This window comes from Mycobacterium sp. 3519A (genome assembly GCF_900240945.1).
GTDB lineage: Bacteria > Actinomycetota > Actinomycetes > Mycobacteriales > Mycobacteriaceae > Mycobacterium.
On the sequence record NZ_OESG01000013.1, the window covers coordinates 973,096 to 995,848 of the forward strand.

At 66.4% G+C, this 22,753-nt stretch carries 20 protein-coding genes; 18 read left to right on the forward strand and 2 right to left on the reverse strand.

Annotation, left to right across the window (positions count from 1 at the left end; genetic code table 11):
• The first annotated feature begins 274 nt into the window (after nt 1–274).
• A complete protein-coding gene (locus tag C1A30_RS12560) occupies nt 275–1,741 on the forward strand; it encodes a hypothetical protein (RefSeq protein WP_142392596.1) in 1,467 nt (488 codons plus the stop codon).
• Nucleotides 1,742–1,791: 50 nt separating this feature from the next.
• Here C1A30_RS12560 and C1A30_RS12565 read toward each other — a convergent pair whose 3' ends face one another.
• Nucleotides 1,792–3,234, reverse strand: coding sequence for an O-antigen ligase (locus tag C1A30_RS12565; RefSeq protein WP_101948636.1), 1,443 nt, complete (start codon nt 3,232–3,234; stop codon nt 1,792–1,794).
• 133 nt (nt 3,235–3,367) lie between these two features.
• Here C1A30_RS12565 and C1A30_RS12570 point away from each other — a divergent pair, with 133 nt between their 5' ends.
• From C1A30_RS12570 to C1A30_RS12630, 13 genes are all read left to right on the forward strand, one after another.
• Nucleotides 3,368–4,888 carry a polysaccharide biosynthesis tyrosine autokinase gene (locus C1A30_RS12570; RefSeq protein ID WP_235009850.1) on the forward strand — a complete coding sequence of 507 codons (1,521 nt, stop codon included), beginning with the start codon at nt 3,368–3,370 and terminating at the stop codon, nt 4,886–4,888.
• 2 nt (nt 4,889–4,890) lie between these two features.
• The gene (locus C1A30_RS12575) at nt 4,891–6,135 is read left to right on the forward strand and encodes a lipase family protein (protein ID WP_101948638.1); all 1,245 of its coding nucleotides are present in this window, start codon (nt 4,891–4,893) and stop codon (nt 6,133–6,135) included.
• Nucleotides 6,132–6,800, forward strand: a complete 669-nt coding sequence (locus tag C1A30_RS12580) for a YveK family protein (protein WP_101948639.1) — start codon at nt 6,132–6,134, stop codon at nt 6,798–6,800. The genes C1A30_RS12575 and C1A30_RS12580 overlap by 4 nt, the downstream gene beginning before the upstream one ends.
• Nucleotides 6,797–8,107: a lipase family protein gene (locus C1A30_RS12585; RefSeq protein WP_235009852.1), complete on the forward strand. Its 1,311-nt coding sequence runs from the start codon at nt 6,797–6,799 to the stop codon at nt 8,105–8,107. The genes C1A30_RS12580 and C1A30_RS12585 overlap by 4 nt, the downstream gene beginning before the upstream one ends.
• Nucleotides 8,104–9,366, forward strand: coding sequence for an acyltransferase (locus tag C1A30_RS12590; protein WP_101948640.1), 1,263 nt, complete (start codon nt 8,104–8,106; stop codon nt 9,364–9,366). Before C1A30_RS12585 ends, C1A30_RS12590 begins: the two co-directional genes overlap by 4 nt.
• Complete coding sequence (locus C1A30_RS12595) at nt 9,366–10,586, forward strand: lipase family protein (RefSeq protein WP_101950156.1); 1,221 nt, start codon at nt 9,366–9,368, stop codon at nt 10,584–10,586. The genes C1A30_RS12590 and C1A30_RS12595 overlap by 1 nt, the downstream gene beginning before the upstream one ends.
• Complete coding sequence (locus C1A30_RS12600) at nt 10,573–11,457, forward strand: sialate O-acetylesterase (protein ID WP_235009854.1); 885 nt, start codon at nt 10,573–10,575, stop codon at nt 11,455–11,457. The genes C1A30_RS12595 and C1A30_RS12600 overlap by 14 nt, the downstream gene beginning before the upstream one ends.
• Nucleotides 11,444–12,055 (forward strand): YdcF family protein, encoded by a 612-nt coding sequence (locus tag C1A30_RS12605; protein WP_101948641.1) that lies wholly within the window; start codon nt 11,444–11,446, stop codon nt 12,053–12,055. The genes C1A30_RS12600 and C1A30_RS12605 overlap by 14 nt, the downstream gene beginning before the upstream one ends.
• Before the next feature lie 21 nt (nt 12,056–12,076).
• Nucleotides 12,077–13,477 carry an alpha/beta hydrolase family protein gene (locus C1A30_RS12610; protein ID WP_101948642.1) on the forward strand — a complete coding sequence of 467 codons (1,401 nt, stop codon included), beginning with the start codon at nt 12,077–12,079 and terminating at the stop codon, nt 13,475–13,477.
• 403 nt (nt 13,478–13,880) lie between these two features.
• Nucleotides 13,881–15,371 (forward strand): sugar transferase, encoded by a 1,491-nt coding sequence (locus C1A30_RS12615; RefSeq protein ID WP_235009856.1) that lies wholly within the window; start codon nt 13,881–13,883, stop codon nt 15,369–15,371.
• Between the two features lie 194 nt (nt 15,372–15,565).
• Nucleotides 15,566–16,360 carry a biotin--[acetyl-CoA-carboxylase] ligase gene (locus C1A30_RS12620; RefSeq protein WP_101948643.1) on the forward strand — a complete coding sequence of 265 codons (795 nt, stop codon included), beginning with the start codon at nt 15,566–15,568 and terminating at the stop codon, nt 16,358–16,360.
• Nucleotides 16,361–16,463: 103 nt separating this feature from the next.
• Nucleotides 16,464–17,702 (forward strand): lipase family protein, encoded by a 1,239-nt coding sequence (locus C1A30_RS12625; protein ID WP_101948644.1) that lies wholly within the window; start codon nt 16,464–16,466, stop codon nt 17,700–17,702.
• Between the two features lie 40 nt (nt 17,703–17,742).
• Complete coding sequence (locus C1A30_RS12630) at nt 17,743–18,261, forward strand: PH domain-containing protein (protein ID WP_101948645.1); 519 nt, start codon at nt 17,743–17,745, stop codon at nt 18,259–18,261.
• Here the strand turns inward: C1A30_RS12630 and C1A30_RS12635 are convergent.
• Complete coding sequence (locus tag C1A30_RS12635) at nt 18,216–18,884, reverse strand: GtrA family protein (protein ID WP_101948646.1); 669 nt, start codon at nt 18,882–18,884, stop codon at nt 18,216–18,218. The two genes, C1A30_RS12630 and C1A30_RS12635, sit on opposite strands and share 46 nt — an antisense overlap.
• Before the next feature lie 86 nt (nt 18,885–18,970).
• Between C1A30_RS12635 and C1A30_RS12640 the strand changes: the two genes are divergently transcribed.
• From C1A30_RS12640 to C1A30_RS12655, 4 genes are read left to right on the forward strand one after another with little or no spacing between them, the layout of a single operon-like run.
• On the forward strand, nt 18,971–20,200 hold the full coding sequence (locus C1A30_RS12640) for a 5-(carboxyamino)imidazole ribonucleotide synthase (protein WP_369974154.1): 1,230 nt from the start codon (nt 18,971–18,973) through the stop codon (nt 20,198–20,200).
• On the forward strand, nt 20,193–20,699 hold the full coding sequence (purE, locus tag C1A30_RS12645; protein WP_200828246.1) for a 5-(carboxyamino)imidazole ribonucleotide mutase: 507 nt from the start codon (nt 20,193–20,195) through the stop codon (nt 20,697–20,699). Before C1A30_RS12640 ends, purE begins: the two co-directional genes overlap by 8 nt.
• An 11-nt stretch (nt 20,700–20,710) precedes the next feature.
• A complete protein-coding gene (locus C1A30_RS12650; RefSeq protein ID WP_101948648.1) occupies nt 20,711–21,535 on the forward strand; it encodes a class I SAM-dependent methyltransferase in 825 nt (274 codons plus the stop codon).
• 28 nt (nt 21,536–21,563) lie between these two features.
• On the forward strand, nt 21,564–22,727 hold the full coding sequence (locus C1A30_RS12655; RefSeq protein WP_101948649.1) for an acyl-CoA dehydrogenase: 1,164 nt from the start codon (nt 21,564–21,566) through the stop codon (nt 22,725–22,727).
• Nucleotides 22,728–22,753 lie beyond the last annotated feature (26 nt).

Consider the following 22,753-nt stretch of genomic DNA (forward strand, 5'->3'; position numbering starts at 1 on the left):
TGATGCATGGACCAGCAATTTCACGCCTACGACGGCAACGGGCGTGTCGCAAAAGAATGGCGCCGTCCAGTGTCGCGATTGCCAGGCCGCACCAAACGCATTCCCAGCAAATTCTGAATCGAGGATCATCGAGAAGGCGTCGCCGGTCGAATCGATGCCGTTACAGGTTTTCGGGGAGGCCGGGCAAGCTCGTCAGGTGCGGGCTTGCGGGGACCGATACCATGCTTGTCATCGCATCCAGCTAACGCCAACCTAGCTCAAGGGGGACGTGCCGATGGCCGGCCGCAAGCGAGACGTGATCCTGTACGAGCTCAACGAAGTCCCGTGGAGCATCGTCGACTATTACGTGCAGCGTCGCCCGAACTCGAATCTCGCCGGGCTGCTCGACGGAGGGCAGTCGCTGACCACCCGGCATTCCGACGACCCGAAGCTGGGCGGTCTGCAGCCGTGGCGGACCTGGCCTTCACTGCACAATTCGACGTACGACCACAACTCGTTCGATCTTGGCCAGGATCCGGGCACCTTTCGCGGCGATCCGATCTGGGATGTGGCCGAGCGCGCAGGCCTGCGCGTGGGGCTGTTCGGTCCGCTGCAGAGTTGGCCGGCGCGGCAGTTCCGGCACGGCGGCTTCTACGTGCCCGACACCTTCAGCCAGGACGCCAAGACCTATCCGGCGTCGCTGAGCAGTTTTCAGGCCTTCAACCTGGCGATGACCGGGCAGAACGGGTTCACCTCGGATGCGGCGCTGAACCCGCAGTCACTGCTGAAGACCGGCGTCGATCTGCTCCGCCAGGGGCTGACCCCGACGTCGGCGGCGACGCTCGCCGGTCATCTGGTCCGCGAAGTTCGCGACGAACGCTACAAGCAACTGCGCGCCTCGATGCAGGTGCTGCCCAGCTTCGACCTGTACTGGCGGCTGCACCGCAAGCATCAGCCCAACCTCAGCATCTTCTTCACCAATCACGTTGCGAGCATGATGCACCGGTTCTGGGGTGACGCGATCCCCGGCTACACCGACGAGCACGACTACGTCGCCGACGACGTCTACGGCAGCTTCATCATGACCGCGATGGATTTCACCGATCGCCAACTCGGCCGGATCCGCAAATACATGGCCTCGCACCCGGATTCGATGCTGGTGCTGGCCGCCAGCATGGGGCAGGGCCCGGTCGATCCCCGCTTCACCGACATCGGTCTGTTCGTGCTCGAGGAGCACGCCAAGCTGGTGTCCCGACTGGGCCTGCCGCCGGCAGAACCGGGCTTGACGATGTACCCGCATCTGTCGCTGGTGTTCGCCGACGAGGCCGCCGCGCAGGCGGCGGTGGCGCCGTTGGAGTCCGTCGTCGTCGAGAACGTCGGCCCGCTGTTCGCCCGCTTCAGGGTCCAAGGTCGCACCGTCACCTTTGCGATCGCCAACGTGATCGACAACCCCGAAGAGCGGCCGGAGGCCTCGATTTCGGTGCACCTCAAACCGGTGGGCGTCCAGACGGAAATCACGGTCACGCCATCGGATCTCGGCTTCACGTTGAAGTCCCGCGTCGGCGGTGACAACACGGCTTACCACATCCCGGAAGGGATCATGCTGGCCTACGGCGCAGGTGTCACCCGCGATCCGTCGCGCAAGGAGGTCGACGTCCTCGATGTCGCACCGTCGCTGCTGGCCAACGTGCTCGGTGTCGAGCCGGCCGATTCGATGCGCGGGGTGCCCAGCCTGTTCGAACAAGTGCCTGTCGCGCGGTAGGCGCCTGTAGCTGGCGTCTCCCATTCGCTAATGGCGCATGAGAGATCCGGTCACCGAATGGCGGCGGGAACCGGTTGGGTCAGTGCGCTGGCGTCCGGTGGCACCGCGGTTTCACCCAGTCGTCTGGATTCCTCGACGTAGACCATGAACGCCAGGAACATCGAGAACTGCAGCGCCATCACGGGCATGTCGACAACGGACTGCGCCAAATTCATGTACACCACGGCGATGCCGATGAACACGCCGCCGAAGACGGCATTCGGCAGCGAATCCGAGCGCATGGCGCGGTATCCCAGCACGCACCCGATGACGAGAATGGCGACGAAGATCAGGCCCGTGATGATGCCGCCGCGGTACACGGTGAGCAGCGGCGCATTGGATACGTAATTGAGGCTCTGGGCCGCTTGTCCGCTGCGGAATTCGGGCCTGTCCCAGCCGAGCCCGAAGACCCAATGGCCCGATAGCTGATGCGGGAAGTTGTGCAGTGCGGCCACCCGGTCCGATCGCCCTTTGTCGTCGCTGGCGAACGACGCCAGGACGCGATCGCGGATCATGGGGGTGAGGAACACAGCGGCCGCGCCGAGCAGCACGGCTCCGATGGCCAACTGCCGGTCGCGACTGCGCATGCTGTGGAACAGGAACACCAACAGCAGCCCGACCGCGACGCTGAACAGCGTGGCTCTGCTCAACGTGAGCAGCATGGCCGCGAACAGGATCACGGCCAGCGACGTCCGGATCCACCCGCGGAACAGGATCAGGCACAGCAGCAGCGCGATCGTCAGGCAGAAGCCCGCGCTGTTGGGCAGCACCCAGGTGCCGCCGAGTCGGATGGTCTTGCCCACCACGCCGGACCCCTCGTCGGAGTAGACGTAGAGCGCGGTGTTCTGGCGCAATTCGGCGCCGACGCCGTAGCCGAAGATCTTCAACGGTTTCAGCAGGCGTTGCTGCTGGTCGATGGTGGACATCGCGATGCCGGCGAGCGCGTTGACCGTTGCTGAGACCACGAAAACCCGACCGAACCGGGCCAGGTTTTCCCGTGACAGCCGAAGCAGGCCGACGATCAACAGCGAGGCGATCGCCCACCGGGTGAACGACATCAGGCTGAAAAGGGTGACTCCTGTGGCAATCACCGAAATGCCTGCTGCGACAATCAACAGCAAAACCGCAATTTCGAGCCTGGTGAGCCTGCTTCGCTCGGTGGTATGAATGAGCGCGGCCAGCAGTACCCCAGCGGCGAACAGCAAATACATCGGCACGTGTACGCCGGGCAGGTAGCCGAATGGAATAGCGCCCATCACCACGGCTAAGCCCCAATAAAGCCACAGTGGATGCCGCAAACCGATGTAGACCCCTACGACGAACGCGAGGAGGGCCACCAGCCCGAAGGTCGCCAGCCTGCCCTGGGTGATGACTGCCCAGACCCCCAGGGGGACTACAGCAACAGTTGCGGCGGCTAACATGTATTTGCCGAGCGGATTCCAGCGGGCCTTCACGAGGTCTATGGTGTCAGGTCGAACGATGTGACACCAGCTTGGCCCGAGAACTTCATAGACGCCTCGGGCGGCACAACCCGATACCCTAGACATTGTTTGCCGAGTTTTTCGAAAGGGCTGGATCTTGGAGATCATGGATTACCTGCGCATATTTCGCAGGTACTGGTGGCTGGTAGTGGTCCTGACGATCGTCGGCGCGGGCGGCGGGTATGTGACGACGCTTTTCCTGACCCCCGAATATCAGTCGACGGCCCGGTTGTTCGTGGCAACTCAGAACGGCACTTCTGTCACAGAGGCATACCAGAACAATCTCTTTTCTCAAGAACGGGTGAATTCATATGCCGGGTTGGCGACCAGCGAACAAGTCGCGGCCCGAGCAGTCGACCAGCTGAAGGCGCCCATTTCTCCCGAAGAACTCCGCAGCAAGATTGTCGCCGCCCCGGAAGGCAAAACCGTCCTGCTCGATGTCGCGGTCAGCGATCCCAACCCGGCCCAGGCCCAGACCTATGCGAACGCGGTGGCCGATCAGCTCGTCGGACTGGTCAGTGAACTGGAGACCTCGCGCCGCGGTGGCAGCCCTGCCGCGGGTGTCGTCGTGGTCGACGAAGCGAGCTATCCGACCGAAGCGACCGGACTCGGCTTCTGGACGATCATCGGCCTCGGCGCCGTCGCAGGCCTGGTGCTCGGCATCATCGCCGCCGTGCTGTGGGGCGTGTTCGACAAGCGACTGCGCGGCCGCGACTCCGTCGAGGGCACTGCGGGCACCAACCTGATCGGCGCGCTGCCGGAGGATTCGACGCGGCCCCGCGTCGAGGTGGTCGACCTGGACGGCAACGGCCTCTACGCGGAGCGCATCCGCGAGCTGCGCACCAACCTGCGCTTCGCCGTGCCCGCAGGCGGCAGCGGCCCCGCCCGCAGCCTGGCGGTGACCAGCGCGGGTAGCGGAGAAGGCCGCACCACCACGGCCATCGACCTGGCCGCCGCGCTGGCGGAATCGGGCCGCTCGGTGGTGCTGGTCGAAGGCGACCTGCGCAACCCGACGCTGGCGGATCGCCTGACGCTGGAACCGCAGGCCAGGATGGGCGCATCCGAGCGCGGGGTCAGCACGGTGCTCTCCGGTGAGCACGCGCTGCCCCAGGCGCTGATCGGCGACGTGCCGGTCGGCGCGCACGCCATCGCGCTGCTTCCCGCCGGCCCCAAGCCGCCGCGGCCGGGCGAGCTGTGGGCCAACGACCGCGCGGGGTCACTGTTCGAAGACCTCTCGCGCGGCTTCGACTACGTGATCGTCGACACGCCGCCACTGAACACCTACGCCGACGGCGCCAACGTGGGTGCGTTGTGCGACGGCGTGCTGGTGCTGTCACGCATTGGCCGCACCACCAGTTCGGCGCTGCGCCAAGCGATTCAGGCGCTGCGGGCCGCAAACGTCAGGATCCTCGGGCCGGTCGTCACCTTCGACCGCGTCGGCATGCTCACCAAGCGCCAGCACCGCAAGCAGGTCGAGCACGACGCCGCGGCCAACGGCGGACCCCGCAGCGATGAGCAGCGCGGCAACGACACGTCGGACGACACCGCGGTGATCGGCACGCAGGAAGGCCAGCTGGTCGGGTCGGGCGGCCAGCGGCGCCCCAGGGCCAGGCACGGAAGCGACTGATCGTGCGGTTGCGGCTTGTCGCAGCCGTTATCGGCGCGATGTCGATCCTGGCTGGCTGCGCCCCGAGTCCACCGGCGCCGCCACCGGATTACGACCGCCCACAACGGTCGCTGGTCCCGCCGTTCGTCGGCGCGGCCGAGTTGCCCCCGCCGAACCTGACCGACGACGGTCCCGGGTCGCTGGTGGACGTGAAGCCGTACACGAGCAGCGTGGTGCTGCAGAGCGCCAACGCGACCGCAGTGCGGGTGGTGTATCGCTCGACGTCGAGCACCGGCGATGCGACGGAGGTCTCCGGCATCGTCGCGGTGCCAGCGGGCAAGCCGCCGAAAGACGGATGGCCAATAGTGTCGTTCGGGCACTCCTTGACGGGCCTGGACATGAAGTGCGCGCCGTCGATGGCCAAGGAACTCGGCGGCTATTCGTCGGCGATGGTGACGCTGCTCAATCGCGGCTACGTGGTCGTGATGTCGGACTATCAGGGCTTGGGCATCAAGGGCGAGGACCACGACGCCACCGACTGGACCACCTTGGGCAACAACATGATCGACGCGGTCCGCGCCGCCCGCCGGGTGTCGCCTGACACCAGTGAGAACTGGGCCGCCGACGGCAGCGGCCAGGGCGGCCTTGCCGCATGGGCCGCGGCGCAGCGGGCCCGCGACTACGGCGCTGGGCTCAATATGGTTGGCGCCGTTGTGCTTTCGCCGTTCGCCGATCTCTCACCACTGGTGGACGTCGCGAACAAGGGCGCGTTGAGCGCGATGCAGAAGCGGTTGATGATGGTGCTGCTGGCCAACGAGGCAGCGCACGATCCCGGGTTTGACCTCGACCAGTACCGATCTGGTGTCGCCAAGGACAACTGGGATGTGCTGACCGACTGCGCGCCCACCGATCCGAACGCGGCGCAGAAGATCGCCAACCAGGTCAAGGCCGACGACCTGCGGCCCCGCGACGACGCTGCGGCCAACGCGCTGCGCGATCTGCTGAGCGGCGCCGCGTTGCCGGGCAACTCTGGGCCCGCGGCCGCGCCGGTCCTGGTCGTCTATGCCACCGACGACACCCTGGTGCCGCAGGCGGGCATCGCGCGGGCGCTGAAAAGCGCGTGCGCCAAGGGCGATCAGGTGGTGGTGATGAAGCTGATCGGCGACACCTCGACCACCAACTACCAGATCATCCAGACGTCGCTGAGTTGGCTGACCAACCGGTTCAACGGGGTGAAGCCGACCGACATCTGCGTCGGTGCGTCATGAGGTCGCCCGCCCGCGCACCGCTGGTGCGCGACTACCTGCAGATGCTGCGCAACGGCTGGATCGTGATCCTGTGCGCGACAGCGCTGTCCGTCGGCGCCGGCTGGCTGGCCTGGGAGACCTCGGCCCCGGTGTACAAGTCGACGGCCAAGGTGTTCGCGACGACGAAGGGCAGCGCGACACCGGTCGACGCCTACTACGGGCACCTCAACTCGGTGTCGCGCACGCTCACCATTCAGAGCCTGGCGCGCAGCCCGCAGGTCACCATGCGGACCATCGATCAACTCGGCCTCGAGCAGACACCGAGCGATCTGGCCAGCAAGATCACCGTGGTGGTGACCAACTCCGCGCTGATGGACATCATCGTCACCGGTGGTGATCCAGGACTGACGCGCCGCACCGCGAACGCGGTCGCGGCCAACCTGATGCAGCTCACCCGTGAGATCGGCGGCATCGACACCTCCAATGTCGACCTGACGTTGGTCGACAGCGGCAGTGTGCCGGAGCGAGTAGGTTCGATGTGGCAGTTCATGTTCCATGCGGGTGCGCTCGGCCTGGCCCTGAGCGCCATTCTGGTGCTCGGCTACGGCCTGGTGAGAAACAAACTGCTTGGCAAAAACCATGTCGGCCGCGTCGTTGACGAGGCTGTCGCGGGAAGGGATGCATGAACCGCGCTCCGATCGGAACTGCATTGGCGTGCCTGGCCCTGGTGGCCGGCATCGCCGTCTCGGGCTGCGGCAAGGACAAGGCGCCCCAGCAGGAGCCCGCGGCGGCCCAGGGCATGCACCTCGACGCCGACTACAGCGGCGCGGGCCAGGAGCCCGGCGCACTGTCGAATGCCACCACGCTGCCCACCATCGACCGCCGGTTGCGGGCCGCCACCTCGCTGGCCGCCCGCATCGAATACACCTCGACCTCCGGCATCACCGGCGGCACCGAACAGGTGACGGGCACCGTGTTCGTGCCGCCGGGCAAGCCGCCGGAAAGCGGTTGGCCGATCGTGGCCTACGCGCACGCCACCACCGGCATCGAACCCGAGTGCGCGCCGTCGCTGTCGCCGACGCTGTTGAAGTCCTCGACCGTCGTCACCGCGTTGGTGAAGGCGGGCTTCGTCGTCACGATGCCGGATTACCAGGGGCTCGGGCTGGACAAGACGTACCACCCGTATCTGGACGCCTCCACCGCAGGCTACAACGTGATCGACGCGGTGCGGGCGACACGCAAGCTGGTCCCCGCCGCATCGAAAGAGTGGGTGGCGCTTGGTCTTTCGCAGGGCGGGCAGGCGACCTGGGCGGCCAACGAGCTGGCCGCCAACTACAACGGCGGCCTCGCGCTGGTCGGCTCGGTCAGCCTGGCCCCTCCAGCCGACATCACCGGCTTCGCCGACGCGGCGGCCGCAGGCCAGCTGACCCCCGAGCAGGCGCCTGCGTTGCCGCTGATCCTGTCGTGGCTGAAGAAGGCGCATCCCGAACTCAACCTCGACGACTACCGGCGCGGCATCGTCGCCGACAACTGGGACACGCTGCTGGCCTGTTCGGGCCCCAAGGCCGCCGAGCGGGACAAGGTGACGGATCAGATCACCCCCGACGATCTGCGGCCCAGTTCTCCGGAGGCCGTCGAGACGCTGCGTGACTATCTGCAGAAGATGAGCCTGCCGCAGGGGCCCGCCGCAGCGCCGATGCTGGTCATCTACGGCGGCCAGGACAACCTGGTGCCGTCGTCGTGGACCGATCGCGCGCTGACCGCGGCGTGCGGCATGGGTGACGTGATCGACATCTTGACGCAACCGGACAAGGGCCACAGCGATATCGACGTGTCTTCGGCGTTCGGCTGGATCAACGACCGCTTCCGCGGTGAGCCCGCGCCGAACAGTTGCACGTCGTTCACCGCCGCGCAACGGTTGGGGGCGACCGCCGAACAGGGGCTCGGGGACGACGGCGCCGGCGAGGCGAATGCGGGGGAGCCGCCTGCGTGACGGTTTCGCCGAAATCCGCCACCGACGCCAAGGCCACCGCCTCGCCGGGCAGCGGCGCACGGATCATCGGACTGGACGGTGCGCGTGGACTGTCCGCCGTCGGGGTGGCCGTCATGCACGTGGCGGGCAACTTCTCGCCGCACGCCGCGGCAAGCACGAAGATCACGCTGCTCGGCATGAGCCTGATCTTCTTCTACGTGTTAAGCGGCTTCCTGTTGTTTCTGCCCTACGTTCGCCGGTTGACCGAAGACCCTTCTGTCGCAACCATTCCCAGCACCCGCAACTTCGCCATCCACCGGTTCGCCCGCATCGTACCCGGCTACGTGGTGATCTTCCTGCTGTGCAACTACGTCTTCCAGGTCGTTTACGTCGACAACCCGGCGCTGCAGCCGATCGGCACCGACAAGGGCACCGGCATGATCACCGACCCGTGGCAGCTGCTGGCCAACCTGACGTTGGTGCAGACCTACATTCCCAAGTACGCGCTGACCGGTCTGAACCCGTCCTGGTCGCTGACCCTGGAGTTCGCGTTCTACGCGTCGCTGCCGCTGCTCGGCTATCTGCTCTTCGCCACGAGGAAGCGGTCGTCGCTGCGACCGATGCGCGTCGCGCTGATCGCCCCGGTCATCCTGATCGCCATCGGATTCCTCGGAAAGGCGTTGGCCCCGCTGGTCGTGGCGCATTTCGGCATCACCGACCCCGAACTCATCCAGTGGGGACCCAACTGGGTGGCGGTGTACATGCGCAGCTTCCTGGCCAACGCGGACAACTTCGCGTTCGGCATGCTCGCCGCGATGCTCATGGTGGCGATGGAACAGCGCACGATCAGTGAGCGGATCAGCCGCCGGGTCCGGATGTACTCAGCGATCGCCATCCCGGTCTCGCTGGTGGGCTCGCTGGTGCTGATCGCCGCCGGAAACCTGTTCGGGCTCAGTGGAATCGCGCTCGCATCGGCTTTGGTCATCATGGTGATCGTCGCGCCGCTGGCGCGCGGTGAGCGCTCAGGGCTTGGCGAGGCGCTAGAGCTAGCGCCGTTTCGGTACGTCGGAAAGGTTTCGTTGTCGCTCTATCTCTTGCACTTCCCGGTGATGTTGATGTTGTACCGGTTCGGCCTGTTGGCGCAGGACTCGATGGTGGGCATGTGCGTCAACATCGGGCTGGTGCTGGCCGTGACGATGGTGGTGTCCACGCTGACGTACTACGCCGTTGAACAACCCGCGATGAACCTCGCGAGGCGTTACCGGTATCGGTGGCGCTGATGCGCAGATCAACCGTGACCCTGGCAGTGAGCCTCGGGATAGCTCTGGTCGCCGCGTCGGTCGCGGTGGCGTGGATGTTCGGGCCGGACATCGTGAATCGTTTCAACGGCACGTCCGCGGAAACGTCGCAGATTGCGACCGCGCACATCGGCGGATCGCAACCCGGTTCGTTGGTCAGCGCGACGGCGATGCCCGAACTCGACAAGGACCCGGACAGCGCGCTGTGGAAATCGGCGCGCGTGCTGTATCACTCCACCAACGGCGACACCGGCCAGTCGACGGTCGTTTCCGGGTCGGTGTATGTGCCGAAAACGCCTGCGCCGGCGGGTGGTTGGCCGGTGATGGCATTCGGGCACGGCACCACGGGTATCGACGAACCGTGCGCGCCGTCGCTGTCGCCGAAGCTGTTGAACATGACCGTCTGGGTCACCTCGCTGATCAAGCGGGGGTACGCGGTCGCGTTCACCGACTATCAGGGGCTCGGCGCGCCGGGGGTGCATCCGTACACCGACAACAAGACCGAAGGCCTCAACATCATCGACTCGGTGCGTGCCCTGCGTAACACCTTCCCCGACGTCTCCAACCGGTGGGCGGCGTTCGGCGGATCCCAGGGTGGCGGAGCGGTGTGGTCCGCCGACGAGCAGGCAGCCACGTACGCACCGGAACTCGACCTCGTCGGCGTCGTCGCGATGTCGCCGGCCGCCGACGTCAGCGGAATCGTCGACAAGGCCATGTCGCAGACGTTGACCACCGATCAGGCGCCCGCCTGGTTCCCGCTCGTCGAGGTGCTGGCCCGGCTGCATCCGGACTTCAATCGTGACGACTACCGCGGTGGCGCGGCGGCCAAGTACTGGGACATCCTGACGTCGTGTTCGGGCCCTAAGTCGTTGGACCGCAACGCCGCAGCCGCTGAAGTCAAAGACACCGACCTGATGCCCCATTCGCCGGAGGCGGCGGACAAGATGCGGGCGCTGCTCAAGCAGTGGGCGGTCCCGCAGCAGCGGGTCACCGCGCCGCTGTCCATCCTGTACGGCGGCGAGGACACCCTGATCGACCCGCAGTGGACCACCGACGCGATCGCCAGGGCGTGCGCCCTCGGCGGGCCGATCGTGTGGGATCTGCAGCCGGACAAGGGCCATGGCAACGTGGACGTCAGCACTCAATTCGATTGGCTAGCAGATCGATTCGCTGGAAAGCCGGTGGTCAGTGAGTGCCCGTAGGAATCCCGACGGCGACGCTCCGCTGTGGCGGCGCGCGCTGATGGAGGCCAAGTCCGCCGTCAAGCGAAGGCTGGCGCCCGCGGGCACCCCCGTCGACCCGCCGCAGGCGCCGTATCTGATCGTGCCGGTGCTCGGCCAGTCCAACGCCGTCGGGATGGGTCTCGGGCTCGACCTCGACGGGCCCGATCGCCCCGATCCGCGCGTGCACCAGTGGGCGATGTGCGGACCGTCGAAGGGCACCGCGGTGCTGGCCGTCGACCCGCTGCTGCACGAAATACCCGCGGGCGGTGTGGGATTCGGTGTCACCTTCGGCAAGCAACTGGCCGCCGAGACGGGCCGCGCGGTGCTGTTGATTCCCGGTGCCCGCGGCGACACCTCGTTCACGCCCAAGAACGGTTGGACGTGGGATCCCGCCGACACCCGCACCCGCAGAAACCTCTACCGCAACGCCGTCGCCGCGATCGACGCGGCACTGGCCCGCTACCCCGGCAGCACCGTCGCCGCGATCCTGTGGCACCAGGGCGAAACAGACGTGCCGCTGATGGCGGCGCAGGTCTATGCGACCAGGTTGGACTCGGTCATCGACGACCTGCGCAGCCGCTACGGCGCCGAGATGCCCTTTCTGGTCGGCCAGATGGTCGGTGAGGAAATGGAATTGAGCGGTAAGGATTACGGCCCGATCAACGCCGTGCACGCCGACACCCCGAACCGGCGGCCGCGCACGGCGTTCGTTCCCGGCGCTCGGGCGTCGATCAACGGCGGAACCGATCGGCACTACAACGCCGAGGGCCAGCGCGAGATGGGCCGGGCGATGTGGCTGGCCTACCGCGCGATAGCAGTCGAAGCCCTGGCCCACTATGGCGCTCGATGAGCTACGGCGCGCGGCGGTCATAGTCGCCGCGATCCTCGTCGCACTCACTGTGCTGATGGGGATCTCCGGGATGGCCGTGTTCACCAACGCGAAGGTCGACCCGCTGCAGAAGGCGGATGCGGTGGTGGTGCTCGGCGGCGAGCATGACGGGCGCGAGGACTACGGCATCGAACTGGCCCGTGGCGGCTGGGCGCCGACCGTGGTGATCTCGAATGCGTATCCGGCCGACGATCCGGTGATGGACCGGGTGTGCAAGCCGCAGCCGCCGATCGAGGTGATCTGCGCGCGTGCGCCGCAGATGAACACCCGCGGCGAGGCGCAGATGGTGCACCGGTTGGCCGTCAAGCGGTCGTGGTCGAAGATCATCGTCGTCACGTGGCGTTATCACCTGCCGCGGGCGCGGCTCATTTTTCAGCAGTGCTTCTCCCCGGATTCGGACGCGGTTGTGATGGAAGCCGTTCCTCGGCGATACGACTATTCCTTGGCGCGTTGGCAATTCATCTACGCGTATCAGTACGCGGCGTTTGCGAAGGCGGAGGCGATGGGCGACTGCAGCTCTGTTGAGGGGGCACCACTGTCGACGGATACGGGCGAATGATGACGCAGGTACGGTAGCGGAATGCCCCATTCGGAACCGATGGCGCTAGCCCCCATCTCGCTGCTGAACGGATGGGCACCGTTGGCAATACAGGCCGTCGCCGCCGCGGTGCTGGTCTATGCCGTCGGCTGGCGCACCCGGCGGTGGCGGCTGATCTGGCTGCCGGTCGCGCTGGTGGTCGGCTTGATCGCGGCGGCGCTGACGTACTGGTACATCCAGTGGTCGGATCTTTCGAGCGGCCGGTTGGCGCCGTACTACTTCTGGATCTGGGTGGTGCTCGGCGGTGTCGCCCTCACTGTGGTGGTCGCGGGGTGGCGCGGAACCCACTGGTGGCGACGCAGCGCGTCGGTGCTTGCGGTGCCGCTGTGCCTGCTGTGCGTCGCCCTGGCACTGAACATGTGGACCGGGTACGTCCCGACGCTGCAGACCGCATACGACCAACTCGCAGGCAAACCGGTGGCCGGGCAGACCGACGCGGCGGGCGTGAAGGCGATCCAGGACAAGGGCGGCATCCCGGACAAAGGCACCGTGATGACGGTGACCATCCCCGACAACGGATCCGGCTTCAAACACCGCGACGAGGTGGTCTATCTCCCGCCGGCCTGGTATGCCAGCAACCCGCCGCCCAAGCTGCCGGTCGTGATGATGATCGGCGGGGTGATCGGCCGCCCGGGGGACTGGCTGCGGGCAGGCGACGCGCAGAAGACCCTCGATGACTTCGCGGCCAAACATGGCGGCAACGCGCCGGTGGTGGTGTTCGTCGACGTCCTCGGCGCCTTCCTCAACGACACCGAATGCGTCAACAGCCAGCGCGGCAACGCCGCCGACCACCTCACCAAAGATGTTGTGCCCTATATGATTTCGAAGTTCGGGGTGAGTGCCGACCCGGCCAACTGGGGGGTGGCGGGCTTCTCGATGGGCGGCACCTGCGCGGTGACACTGGCGATGAAGTACCCGGAGTTGTTCAGCGCATTCGTCGACATCGGCGGCGACCTGTTTCCCCGCGACGGCGGAGGCCGCGACGAGACGATCGCCCGGTTGTTCAACGGCGATGAAGAGGCCTTCACATCGTGGGAGCCCGCCAGCGTGATCCAGGCGCACGGGCCGTACTCCTCGACCGCCGGATGGTTCGTCGTCGGTGAGCAGGTGCCGAGCATGTACCGGCCGCCGGATCCGAATCCCGGCACGGTGCCGTTGCCGGACCCGCCCACGAGCCCCAGCGACCACGCAGGGGCGGCGCAGTACCTGTGCGAATTGGCCAGTGACTACGGCGTCGAGTGCGCCGTGGTGTCGGATCCGGGCAAGCACGACTGGCCGTCGGCGGCGAGCGCGTTTCCGATCGCGCTTCCTTGGCTGGCCGCCCGGATCGGCACACCGGACGTGCCGGTGGTCCCCATGCCGGGCGCCCCTGGGTCGTCCTAGGAAGCTATTGGGAAGCTACACAGCCGTCCCGGCGTTAGCCCTACTGGGTCCAGCAGCTTGCCGGACGGCTCCCAGCGACCACACAGCGCAAGATCGCGTGTAACGAAATTCGGTCACGGGCCGATTCAACAAGTGTCGCTGGGCAATGCAATTCCGGAACGTCGCTACGGCTTCGTAATACGGATCGGCACGCGCTATTATTGGCTCGCTCAGCGGCCGCCGAAGCTTATCTTGGCCGATCAAAACGTCGTAACGGGCAATGCGGCCATCCGAGGGATTGTGATTGACCAGCGTCTTTTCCGGTTCGCTCAGCGAACTCTTGACAGTAGTGCAATAGTTAACCAGTGGCCGCTATGATCCGTCTCGGCTACCGATTCTTAGCAAACGGAAGGTACGCACTGCTGTGACCGCGGTTGAGACGTTTCTAGCGCCTGCCGAGTCGCCGGCGGCGGATGTCCCCCCAGCTTCCCGCGCCAACTGGCAAAGGCGGTACCGGCTCTCCCTGATCATCACCGACGTCGTCGTGGTCGCGATCGCGCTGATCTGCGGTCAGATGGTGCGCCTCGGTCAACCATTCACCAAGTTCGACCTGGCAATGGCTTATTACACCCTGGCCTCGCTGATCGTCGGCACCATTTGGTTGACACTGCTGGCGGCGTATCGCACCCGCTCGCCGCGGATTATCGGCGCCGGTGTCGAGGAGTATCGCCGGGTGTTCTCCGCGACGCTGGCCACCGTCGGCGTCATCGCGGTCGGCTTGATGATTTTCCGCCCCGAGTATGCGCGCGGATATCTCGCCCTTGCTCTTCCGCTCGGCCTGTTCGCACTTCTTCTCGGCCGCAGCCTGTGCCGGCGTGCACTGGCCACGCAGCGGCGCAGGGGCAGGGCCCTGATCTCCGTGCTCGCCGTCGGAGATCCGCGCGCGGTCCGCAGCCTCGTCCAATGCCTGTCGCGCGAGGTCTGCTACGGCTACTCGGTGATCGGCGTTTGCCTGACCGGCCGCGGCACCGGCGGGACGATCGAAATCCCCGGTGCGGGCACGCTGCCTGTGCTGGGTGACGAGAACGACGTCGAACGCGCCATCTCGGAGACCGGCGCCGACACCGTCGCGCTGACCGCCACCGAGCATCTCGGCCCGGAGGGCATCCGCGAGTTGTCCTGGCAGCTGGACAAACTCGGCGTCGATCTGGTGGTGTCGCCCGGCGTCGTCGACGTCGCAGGGCCCCGGCTGACCATGCAACCGGTGTCGGGCCTGCCGCTGATTCACGTGGAGAAGCCCCAGTACAGCGGCACCAAGCGGCTGCAGAAGCGCGCGTTCGACATCTGCGTTTCGTTGACCGTGCTCGCGGGCGCGCTGCCCGTGATGCTGCTCGCCGCCATCGCGATCAAGCTGACCAGTCGGGGACCGGTGTTCTACCGCTCCGAGCGCATCGGCCTGGACGGCAGGCCGTTCCAGATGATCAAGTTCCGCACCATGGTCCAGGGCGCCGACAAGCAGATCTCGGCCCTCGAGGCGCTCAATGAAAGCGCAGGCGGGGTGCTGTTCAAGATCCGCCAGGATCCGCGGGTGACCAAGGTGGGCCGGGTGCTGCGCCGTTACAGCATCGACGAGCTGCCCCAGTTCTTCAACGTGTTGCGTCGCGACATGAGCGTGGTGGGACCGCGGCCGCCGTTGCGCCGCGAGGTCGACACGTACGACTATCAGGTCCGCCGTCGCCTTCTCGTCCTCCCGGGCATCACCGGGCTGTGGCAGGTCAGCGGCCGTTCCGATCTGTCGTGGGAGGACTCGGTCCGGCTGGACCTGTCCTATGTGGAGAACTGGTCGATCGCCAACGATCTGCTCATCGCGGCCAAGACCGTTCGCACTGTGTTCGCCGGAACCGGCGCGTATTGATCGGCTGCGGCGCTGACCCGCAGGCTCACAGCAACGCCACAGTTTGCTCGCCCACGCCAGCGGCTCCGTAAACCGTGAGTAAGGCGAGGGTACGTTATAGCTAATCCGAAATTGACGCTTGTGCTGAAAGTTTGTTACTTACGCTTACGAAAATTAGAAAAGCAGGTTTCGCTCATTGGATATAAGTTCGAACCATGGCAAATGTGAATGCCTCTTCTCCAATTGACGCGGCGGCGCTTCGCGACGGCCTAGCGGCGCCGTGGTGGCAATTGGACGTGGTCGAGCGCACCGAGTCGACCAACGCCGATCTGCTCGCCCGCGCGGCGTCCGGCGAGAGTATCGCCGGGGCGGTTCTGATTGCCGAACATCAGACCGCAGGGCGGGGCCGCAACGGCCGCGTGTGGACGTCTCCCGGCGCCCAGTTGACGATGTCGGTGGGTGTCGACCCCGGCGGGGTACCGCCCGACGCGTGGGGTTGGCTGCCCCTTGCCACCGGCGTGGCCGTCGTCGACGCCGTGGCTGCGGTGGCCGGTGTCGAGGCGGGGCTCAAGTGGCCCAACGACGTACTGGCGCGTGGCCGGAAGTTGGCAGGCATCCTGACCGAGGTCGCCGCGGCCCAGCGGTTCATCGTCATCGGCATCGGGCTCAACGTGACGCTGCGCGACGACGAGGTGCCGGACGCGCAGGCGACGTCGCTGCGCAGCCTGGGAGTCGAGGCGCCCGATCGCACCGATCTCGCGCGGGCGTTGTTGCGTGAGTTGGGCCGCCGCATCGACCGCTGGCAGGCGGCGGGCGGCGCCGACGCCGAGTTGATCGGACAGTACCGGGCACGCAGCGTGACCATCGGCTCGCAGGTGCGTGCGATTCTGCCCGGCGGGCGGGACGTGGTCGGTGTTGCACGGTCGATCGACGAGCAGGGCAGGTTGCACATCGATTCGGGCGGCGACGAGGTCGCGGTATCCGCCGGAGACATCGAGCACCTGCGCTGAAACCGGTGTGCCGCGTTCGCTTCCGACGATGCGAAGGTTGGTCGGGTAGGTTGTGCCGCGGGTCTTGGACACATTGCTGACGAGGAGAAAGCCAAGGAGGCGCATGCGCCGTTCAGTGCTCTGGTCCGGTGTAGCGCTTGTTCTGGTTGCCGGGATCGCGGCGGTGGTGATGGTGTTTCCTTATCTTCAGCCGTCGGCCGTCAAATTCCTCGATCTGTTCCCGTCCTCGGGTGGCCCGCCGACACGCGTGGCGTCGGCCGATCTGACGGGATCGGGTCCGGGCAGCCTGGTCTCGGCCACCACGATGCCGGGAGTCACCCGCACCTTCATGGGTAGGGACTTGCAGGCCGCAAGATTGCTGTACCGGTCCACCTCCGGCGACACCGGAGCGCCGACGGTGGTGTCGGGATCGGTGTTCGTGCCGAGGGGCAAGGCACCCGAGGGCGGGTGGCCGGTGGTCGGCTTCGGGCACGGCACGCTGGGCATCGACAACGAGTGTGCGCCGTCGCTGTCTCCTGACCTTTCCTCCTACATCGGCGTGGTGCGGGTGCTGACCAAGCTCGGATACGCGGTCGCTTTCCCCGACTATCAGGGCCTTGGCACCAAAGGTGTTCACCCCTATGCGGATTCGAAGACCGCCGGGCTGAACATGATCGACGCGGTGCGTGCGTTGCGCCGCACCTTTCCCGACATCTCCACCAAATGGGCCGCGATGGGCGGTTCGCAGGGTGGCGGCGCGGCATGGGCGGCAGACGAACAGGCGGCCAGCTATGCACCTGAGTTGACCCTGGTCGGCGCCGCCGCGACGTCACCACCGACCGATCTGTCGGGGCTCGTCGACAAGGCGCAGGACGGCAAGCTGAGCCGCGAGCAGGGCGCGGTGACGCAGGCGATCATCGAATCGCTCGCGCGTCTGCACCCCGATCTCGACCGCGACCTGTATCGCCACGGCACGGCCAAAGAGTTCTGGAACGCGATGTCGGCGTGCAGTGAGGATACGGCTTACCAACGCGGCGAGGCGATCAAGCGGTTGGGCCCCAACGATTTCGCGCCCGACAACGCCGATGCGGCGATTCATCTGCGGGACCTGCTGAAGCAGTGGGCGATACCGCAGAAGCCGCTGTCTGCACCGCTTTACGTCTGGTACGGCGGTCAGGACCCGTACATCGACGCGGAGTGGACCACGGCCGGGATTGCGCAGGCATGCGAGATGGGTGGCACGATCACCATCGACTTCGACCCCAGCGGCGGCCACAATCCGCCGACGGGTGAGACCGTGCTGGCCTGGTTGGCGGACCGGTTCGCGGGCAAACCGGCGGCCAACGACTGCAAGTCGGGTTAACTCCCGCTCGACGGGGGTTCGGCTGGGTAGAGTCGCTGCCGTGGGCTACCCGGACAATGTGCTCGCCGGCGACGAGCAGGTCGTGTTGCACCGCCATCCGCACTGGAAGCGGTTGATCGGCCCGGTGCTGATCCTGTTGATCGTCACGGCGTTGGCCGCGTTCGGCGCAGGTTACGTCAACCAGACGAACTGGGATCGCACCGCGCGCAACGTCATCCTCATCGTCATCGGGGTGATCTGGCTGGTGATCATCGGATGGCTGACGGTGTGGCCGTTCCTCAATTGGTGGACAACACATTTCGTCATCACCGACCGCCGGGTGATGTTCCGGCACGGGTTGCTCACCAGGGCGGGTATCGACATTCCGCTGGCGCGGATCAACAGCGTCGAGTTCCGGCACGGGCTGACCGACCGGGTGTTGCGCACGGGGACGCTGATCATCGAGTCGGCGTCGCAGGATCCCCTTGAGTTCCACGACATTCCACGGGTGGAACGCGTGCACTCACTGCTGTATCACGAAGTCTTCGACACCCTGGGCTCGGAGGAATCGCCGAGCTGACCCAGCCGGCGAGCGCGCCGGGTGGGGCGCAGCGGCGTGACCTTGCCGTCTTCATGCGTGCGCTCGTACTCGTCTTCGAGCACCTCGGCCAGACCGCCCGCGGTGAAGGTGGATTCGATGGCCATATCGGGGTGACGGCCGAACTCGTCGGGGAACACCCAACGGCGGAACGCCCAGAACCGGAACGCCATCTGCAGCAGGTTGCCGATGATGTACGCGGAGACGAAGTCGGCGATGTTCTCGACGGTCAGCGACACGTCGGGAACACGCAACTGCAGCACGTAGCTGGAGAAGTACAACGGGGCCATGGACAGCAGCACGCCGACACCGCTGAACGCGAAGAACATCAGCGCCTCGTGATGGCGTTCACGTCCGCCGCGATTCTGGAAGCTCCATTCGCGGTTGAGGATGTACGACGCGATCACCGCGACGATGCCCGCGATGATCTTGGCGGTCACCGGCTTGGGCTCGAGCACCGTGAGCTTCAGGGTGTAGAACACCGCCGAGTCGATGACGAACGTCGTCGCGCCCACGATGGCGAACTTGATCAGTTCGTGATGCCGCTCGAAGTATGGCCGGACCGGGCGGGGCAGCCGTGCGATCGTGGCATCGGTGAAGGACACAACAGCGCAGTCTACGGAAATACCGGAAGGCACGCGTACCCGCGCAGGTCACGGTATGTAAATGCGCCGGTTACGGTCATGACAACATATTGGGCGTGCCCCGTGACCCGAAGACGCCTCCTGTCGTGACCATGGTCGGCGGTGGGCAACTGGCCAGGATGACCCATCAGGCGGCGATTGCGCTGGGTCAGACGCTGCGCGTGCTGGCCGCCAGCCCCGACGACCCGGCCGCCCAGGTCAGCCCGGATGTCGTGATCGGCGCGCACACCGACCTGCAGGCCCTGCAGAAGGCCGCTGCCGGGGCCGATGCGCTGACGTTCGACCACGAGCACGTGCCCACCGAACTGCTGGAAAAGCTGGTCGCCGACGGTGTGAACGTCGCGCCGCCGCCCTTGGCGCTGATTCACGCGCAGGACAAGCTGGTGATGCGGCGCCGCCTCGAGGCGATCGGCGCCCCGGTGCCGCGATTCGCGGAGGTGACCGAACCCGCAGACGTCGAGAAGTTCGCGGCCCGCGTCGGCACCGACGTGGTGGTCAAAAGGGCCCGCGGCGGCTACGACGGCCGCGGCGTGACGCTGGCGCGCGACGTCGAACAGGCGCGTGAGGTCGCAAGCGGCTACCTGGCCGACGGCACGGCGGTGCTGGTCGAGGAGAAGGTCGCGATGCGCCGCGAGTTGGCTGCGCTGGTGGCGCGCTCACCGTTCGGGCAGGGCGCGGCGTGGCCGGTGGTGCAAACCGTTCAGCGCGACGGGATCTGCGTCGAGGTGATCGCTCCCGCACCCCGGCTGGATGCCGAATTAGCGAGCGCGGCAGGGCAACTCGCCTTGCGACTGGCCCACGAGCTCGGCGTGGTTGGTGTGTTGGCGGTCGAACTCTTCGAAACGGTGGACGGCAAGCTGGTGGTCAACGAGTTGGCGATGCGTCCGCACAACTCGGGGCACTGGAGCATGGACGGCGCGCGCACAGGGCAATTCGAGCAGCACCTGAGGGCGGTGCTCGACTATCCACTCGGTGAGACGTCGCCGATCGCGCCGGTCACGGTGATGGGCAACGTGATTGGCGCGCAGCAGACCCCGGCGATGAGCATGGATGAGCGGCTGCACCACCTGTTCGGCCGGATCCCGGAGGCCAGGGTGCACCTGTACGGCAAGGGGGAGCGGCCGAACCGCAAGATCGGCCACGTCAACATTCTCGGTGCACCCGGCGGATCGCTGGACGACGACGACTACGTCGCCGATGTCAGGGAGCGTGCGATGCGGGCCGCGCACTGGTTGTCGCATGCCGAGTGGACGGACGGATGGAGTGGACATGACTAGCCACGCGCGGGTCGGCGTGATCATGGGCAGCGACAGCGACTGGTCGGTGATGGAGGAGGCCGCCCACGCGCTGGCCGAATTCGACGTGCCGTTCGAGGTGGGCGTGGTGTCCGCACATCGCACCCCCGCCCGGATGCTCGAGTACGCGCAGAGCGCGGCGGGCCGCGGCATCGAGGTGATCATCGCCGGCGCGGGCGGCGCCGCCCATCTGCCCGGCATGGTCGCCTCGGCGACACCGCTGCCCGTGATCGGGGTGCCGGTGCCGCTGGCCAAGCTCGACGGCATGGATTCGCTGCTGTCGATCGTGCAGATGCCCGCGGGCGTGCCGGTGGCGACGGTGTCGATCGGCGGCGCCCGCAACGCCGGACTGCTCGCGGTGCGGATCCTGGGGGCGTCCGACGAGGCGTTGCGGACGCGGATGGCCGAATTCCAGAGCAACCTGGCAGACATGGTGCTGCAAAAGGACGCCGCACTGCGAAATCGGCTGCTCGGGCAGTAGGCTGCCTACCGATGCAGCCAAACTTCAATCGATACCGGGCAATTGGCCAGCGGTTCGTCACAGGCTTCCTGGAGCCAGAGATTCTTCTGGTTCTCGATGTCCTCGACGCGGCTCAGCGCGCAAAGCAGGTGTCGGGTGCCGTCGCTGAGATCGGCGTGCACCACGGCAAACTGTTCATCGGTTTGCGCCTGCTGCAGCGGCCGGGGGGCCGGTCGGTGGCCATCGACATCTTCGGCGACCAGGATCTCAACGTCGACGGCTCCGGGCACGGCGACTACGAGAAGTTCGCCAACAACGTCAAGCTGTGGTCCTCGATGGACGACGTCTCGGTGCATCAGGGCGACTCGACCAAGCTCGACCCTGGCAAGCTGCGTGAGCTCGCGGGCGGCGACGTCCGCTTCTTCTCCGTCGACGGCGGGCACACCGACGACATCGTCTACAGCGATATGAAACTGGCCGAGGCGACGCTGGCCGACGGCGGCATCGTGATCGCCGACGACGTGTTCAACGAGTACTGGCCCGGCGTCGCCACCGGCACGCTGCGGTATCTGAACGATGGCGCCAAGCTGGTGCCGTTCCTGATCGGCTTCAACAAGGTGTTCTTCACCCAGGCCGAGCACAGCGAGTTCTACCGCGGCGAGGTCGAGTCGGCGCTGGCGGGCAAGCTGCGGCTGACGACGGCGACGTCGGAGTTCGCCGGTCACGAGGTCGGGCTCATCGCGCCGCAGGGCGCCAAGGACATCCTCCGTAAGAGCCAGTTGGCCCGCACGCTCTACCACAGCACCTACCGTTCGATGGTGCGAGGGCTTCAGGTCGTGTCCGGAGGTAAACGGTAAGGTTACCGGCGAGTAGCAAGGAGTCGCCATGGCCTTTGGTAATCCGTCGTTCGACGCTTTCAAGCTTCCCGACGAGCACATCGAGTTGCGCGCGGTGCTGCGTGATCTGTGTGAGAAGGAGATCGCGCCGTACGCGGCCGACGTCGACGAGAAGGCCCGATACACCGATGAAGCGCTGGCGGCGCTGACGTCGTCGGGGTTCGCCGCGATCCACATTCCCGAGGAGTACGGCGGCCAGGGCGGCGACTCGATCGCCGCCTGCATCGTCATCGAAGAAGTGGCGCGGGTGTGCGCGTCGTCGTCGCTGATCCCGATCTGCAACAAGCTGGGCACCATGGGCATGCTGTTGCGGGGTTCCGAGGAACTCAAGAAGCGGGTGCTGCCGTCGATCGCGTCGGGTGAGGCTGTCGCGTCGTACGCGCTCTCCGAACGGGAGGCGGGCAGCGACGCCGCGTCGATGCGCACACGCGCGCGCCAGGAGGGCGACGAGTGGGTGCTCAACGGCGCCAAGTGCTGGATCTCCAACGGCGGACACTCGACGTGGTACACCGTGATGGCCGTGACCGATCCGGACAAGGGCGCCAACGGCATCTCGGCGTTCGTGGTGCACAAGGACGATCCCGGTTTCTCGGTGGGCGCCAAGGAACACAAGATGGGCATCAAGGGTTCGCCCACCACCGAGTTGTACTTCGAGGACTGCCGCATCCCCGGCGACCGGATCATCGGCGAACCGGGCACCGGCTTCAAGACGGCGCTTGCGACGCTCGACCACACCCGGCCGACCATCGGCGCTCAGGCGGTGGGTATCGCGCAGGGGGCGCTGGATGCGGCCATCGCATATGTCAAGGAGCGCAAGCAGTTCGGCAAGGCGATCGCCGACTTCCAGGCTGTGCAGTTCATGCTCGCCGACATGGCGATGAAGTTGGAGGCCGCTCGGCTGATGGTGTACACCGCGGCGGCGCGGGCAGAGCGCGGCGAGGCCAACCTCGGCTTCATCTCATCGGCGTCGAAATGCTTCGCCTCCGACGTCGCGATGGAGGTCACCACCGATGCCGTGCAGTTGTTCGGCGGCTACGGATACACCACCGACTTCCCGGTCGAGCGGTTCATGCGTGACGCCAAGATCACCCAGATCTACGAGGGCACCAACCAGATTCAGCGCGTCGTCATGTCGCGTGCGCTGCTGAAGTAGGACGCTTGGCGCGGCGCCCGGCACGC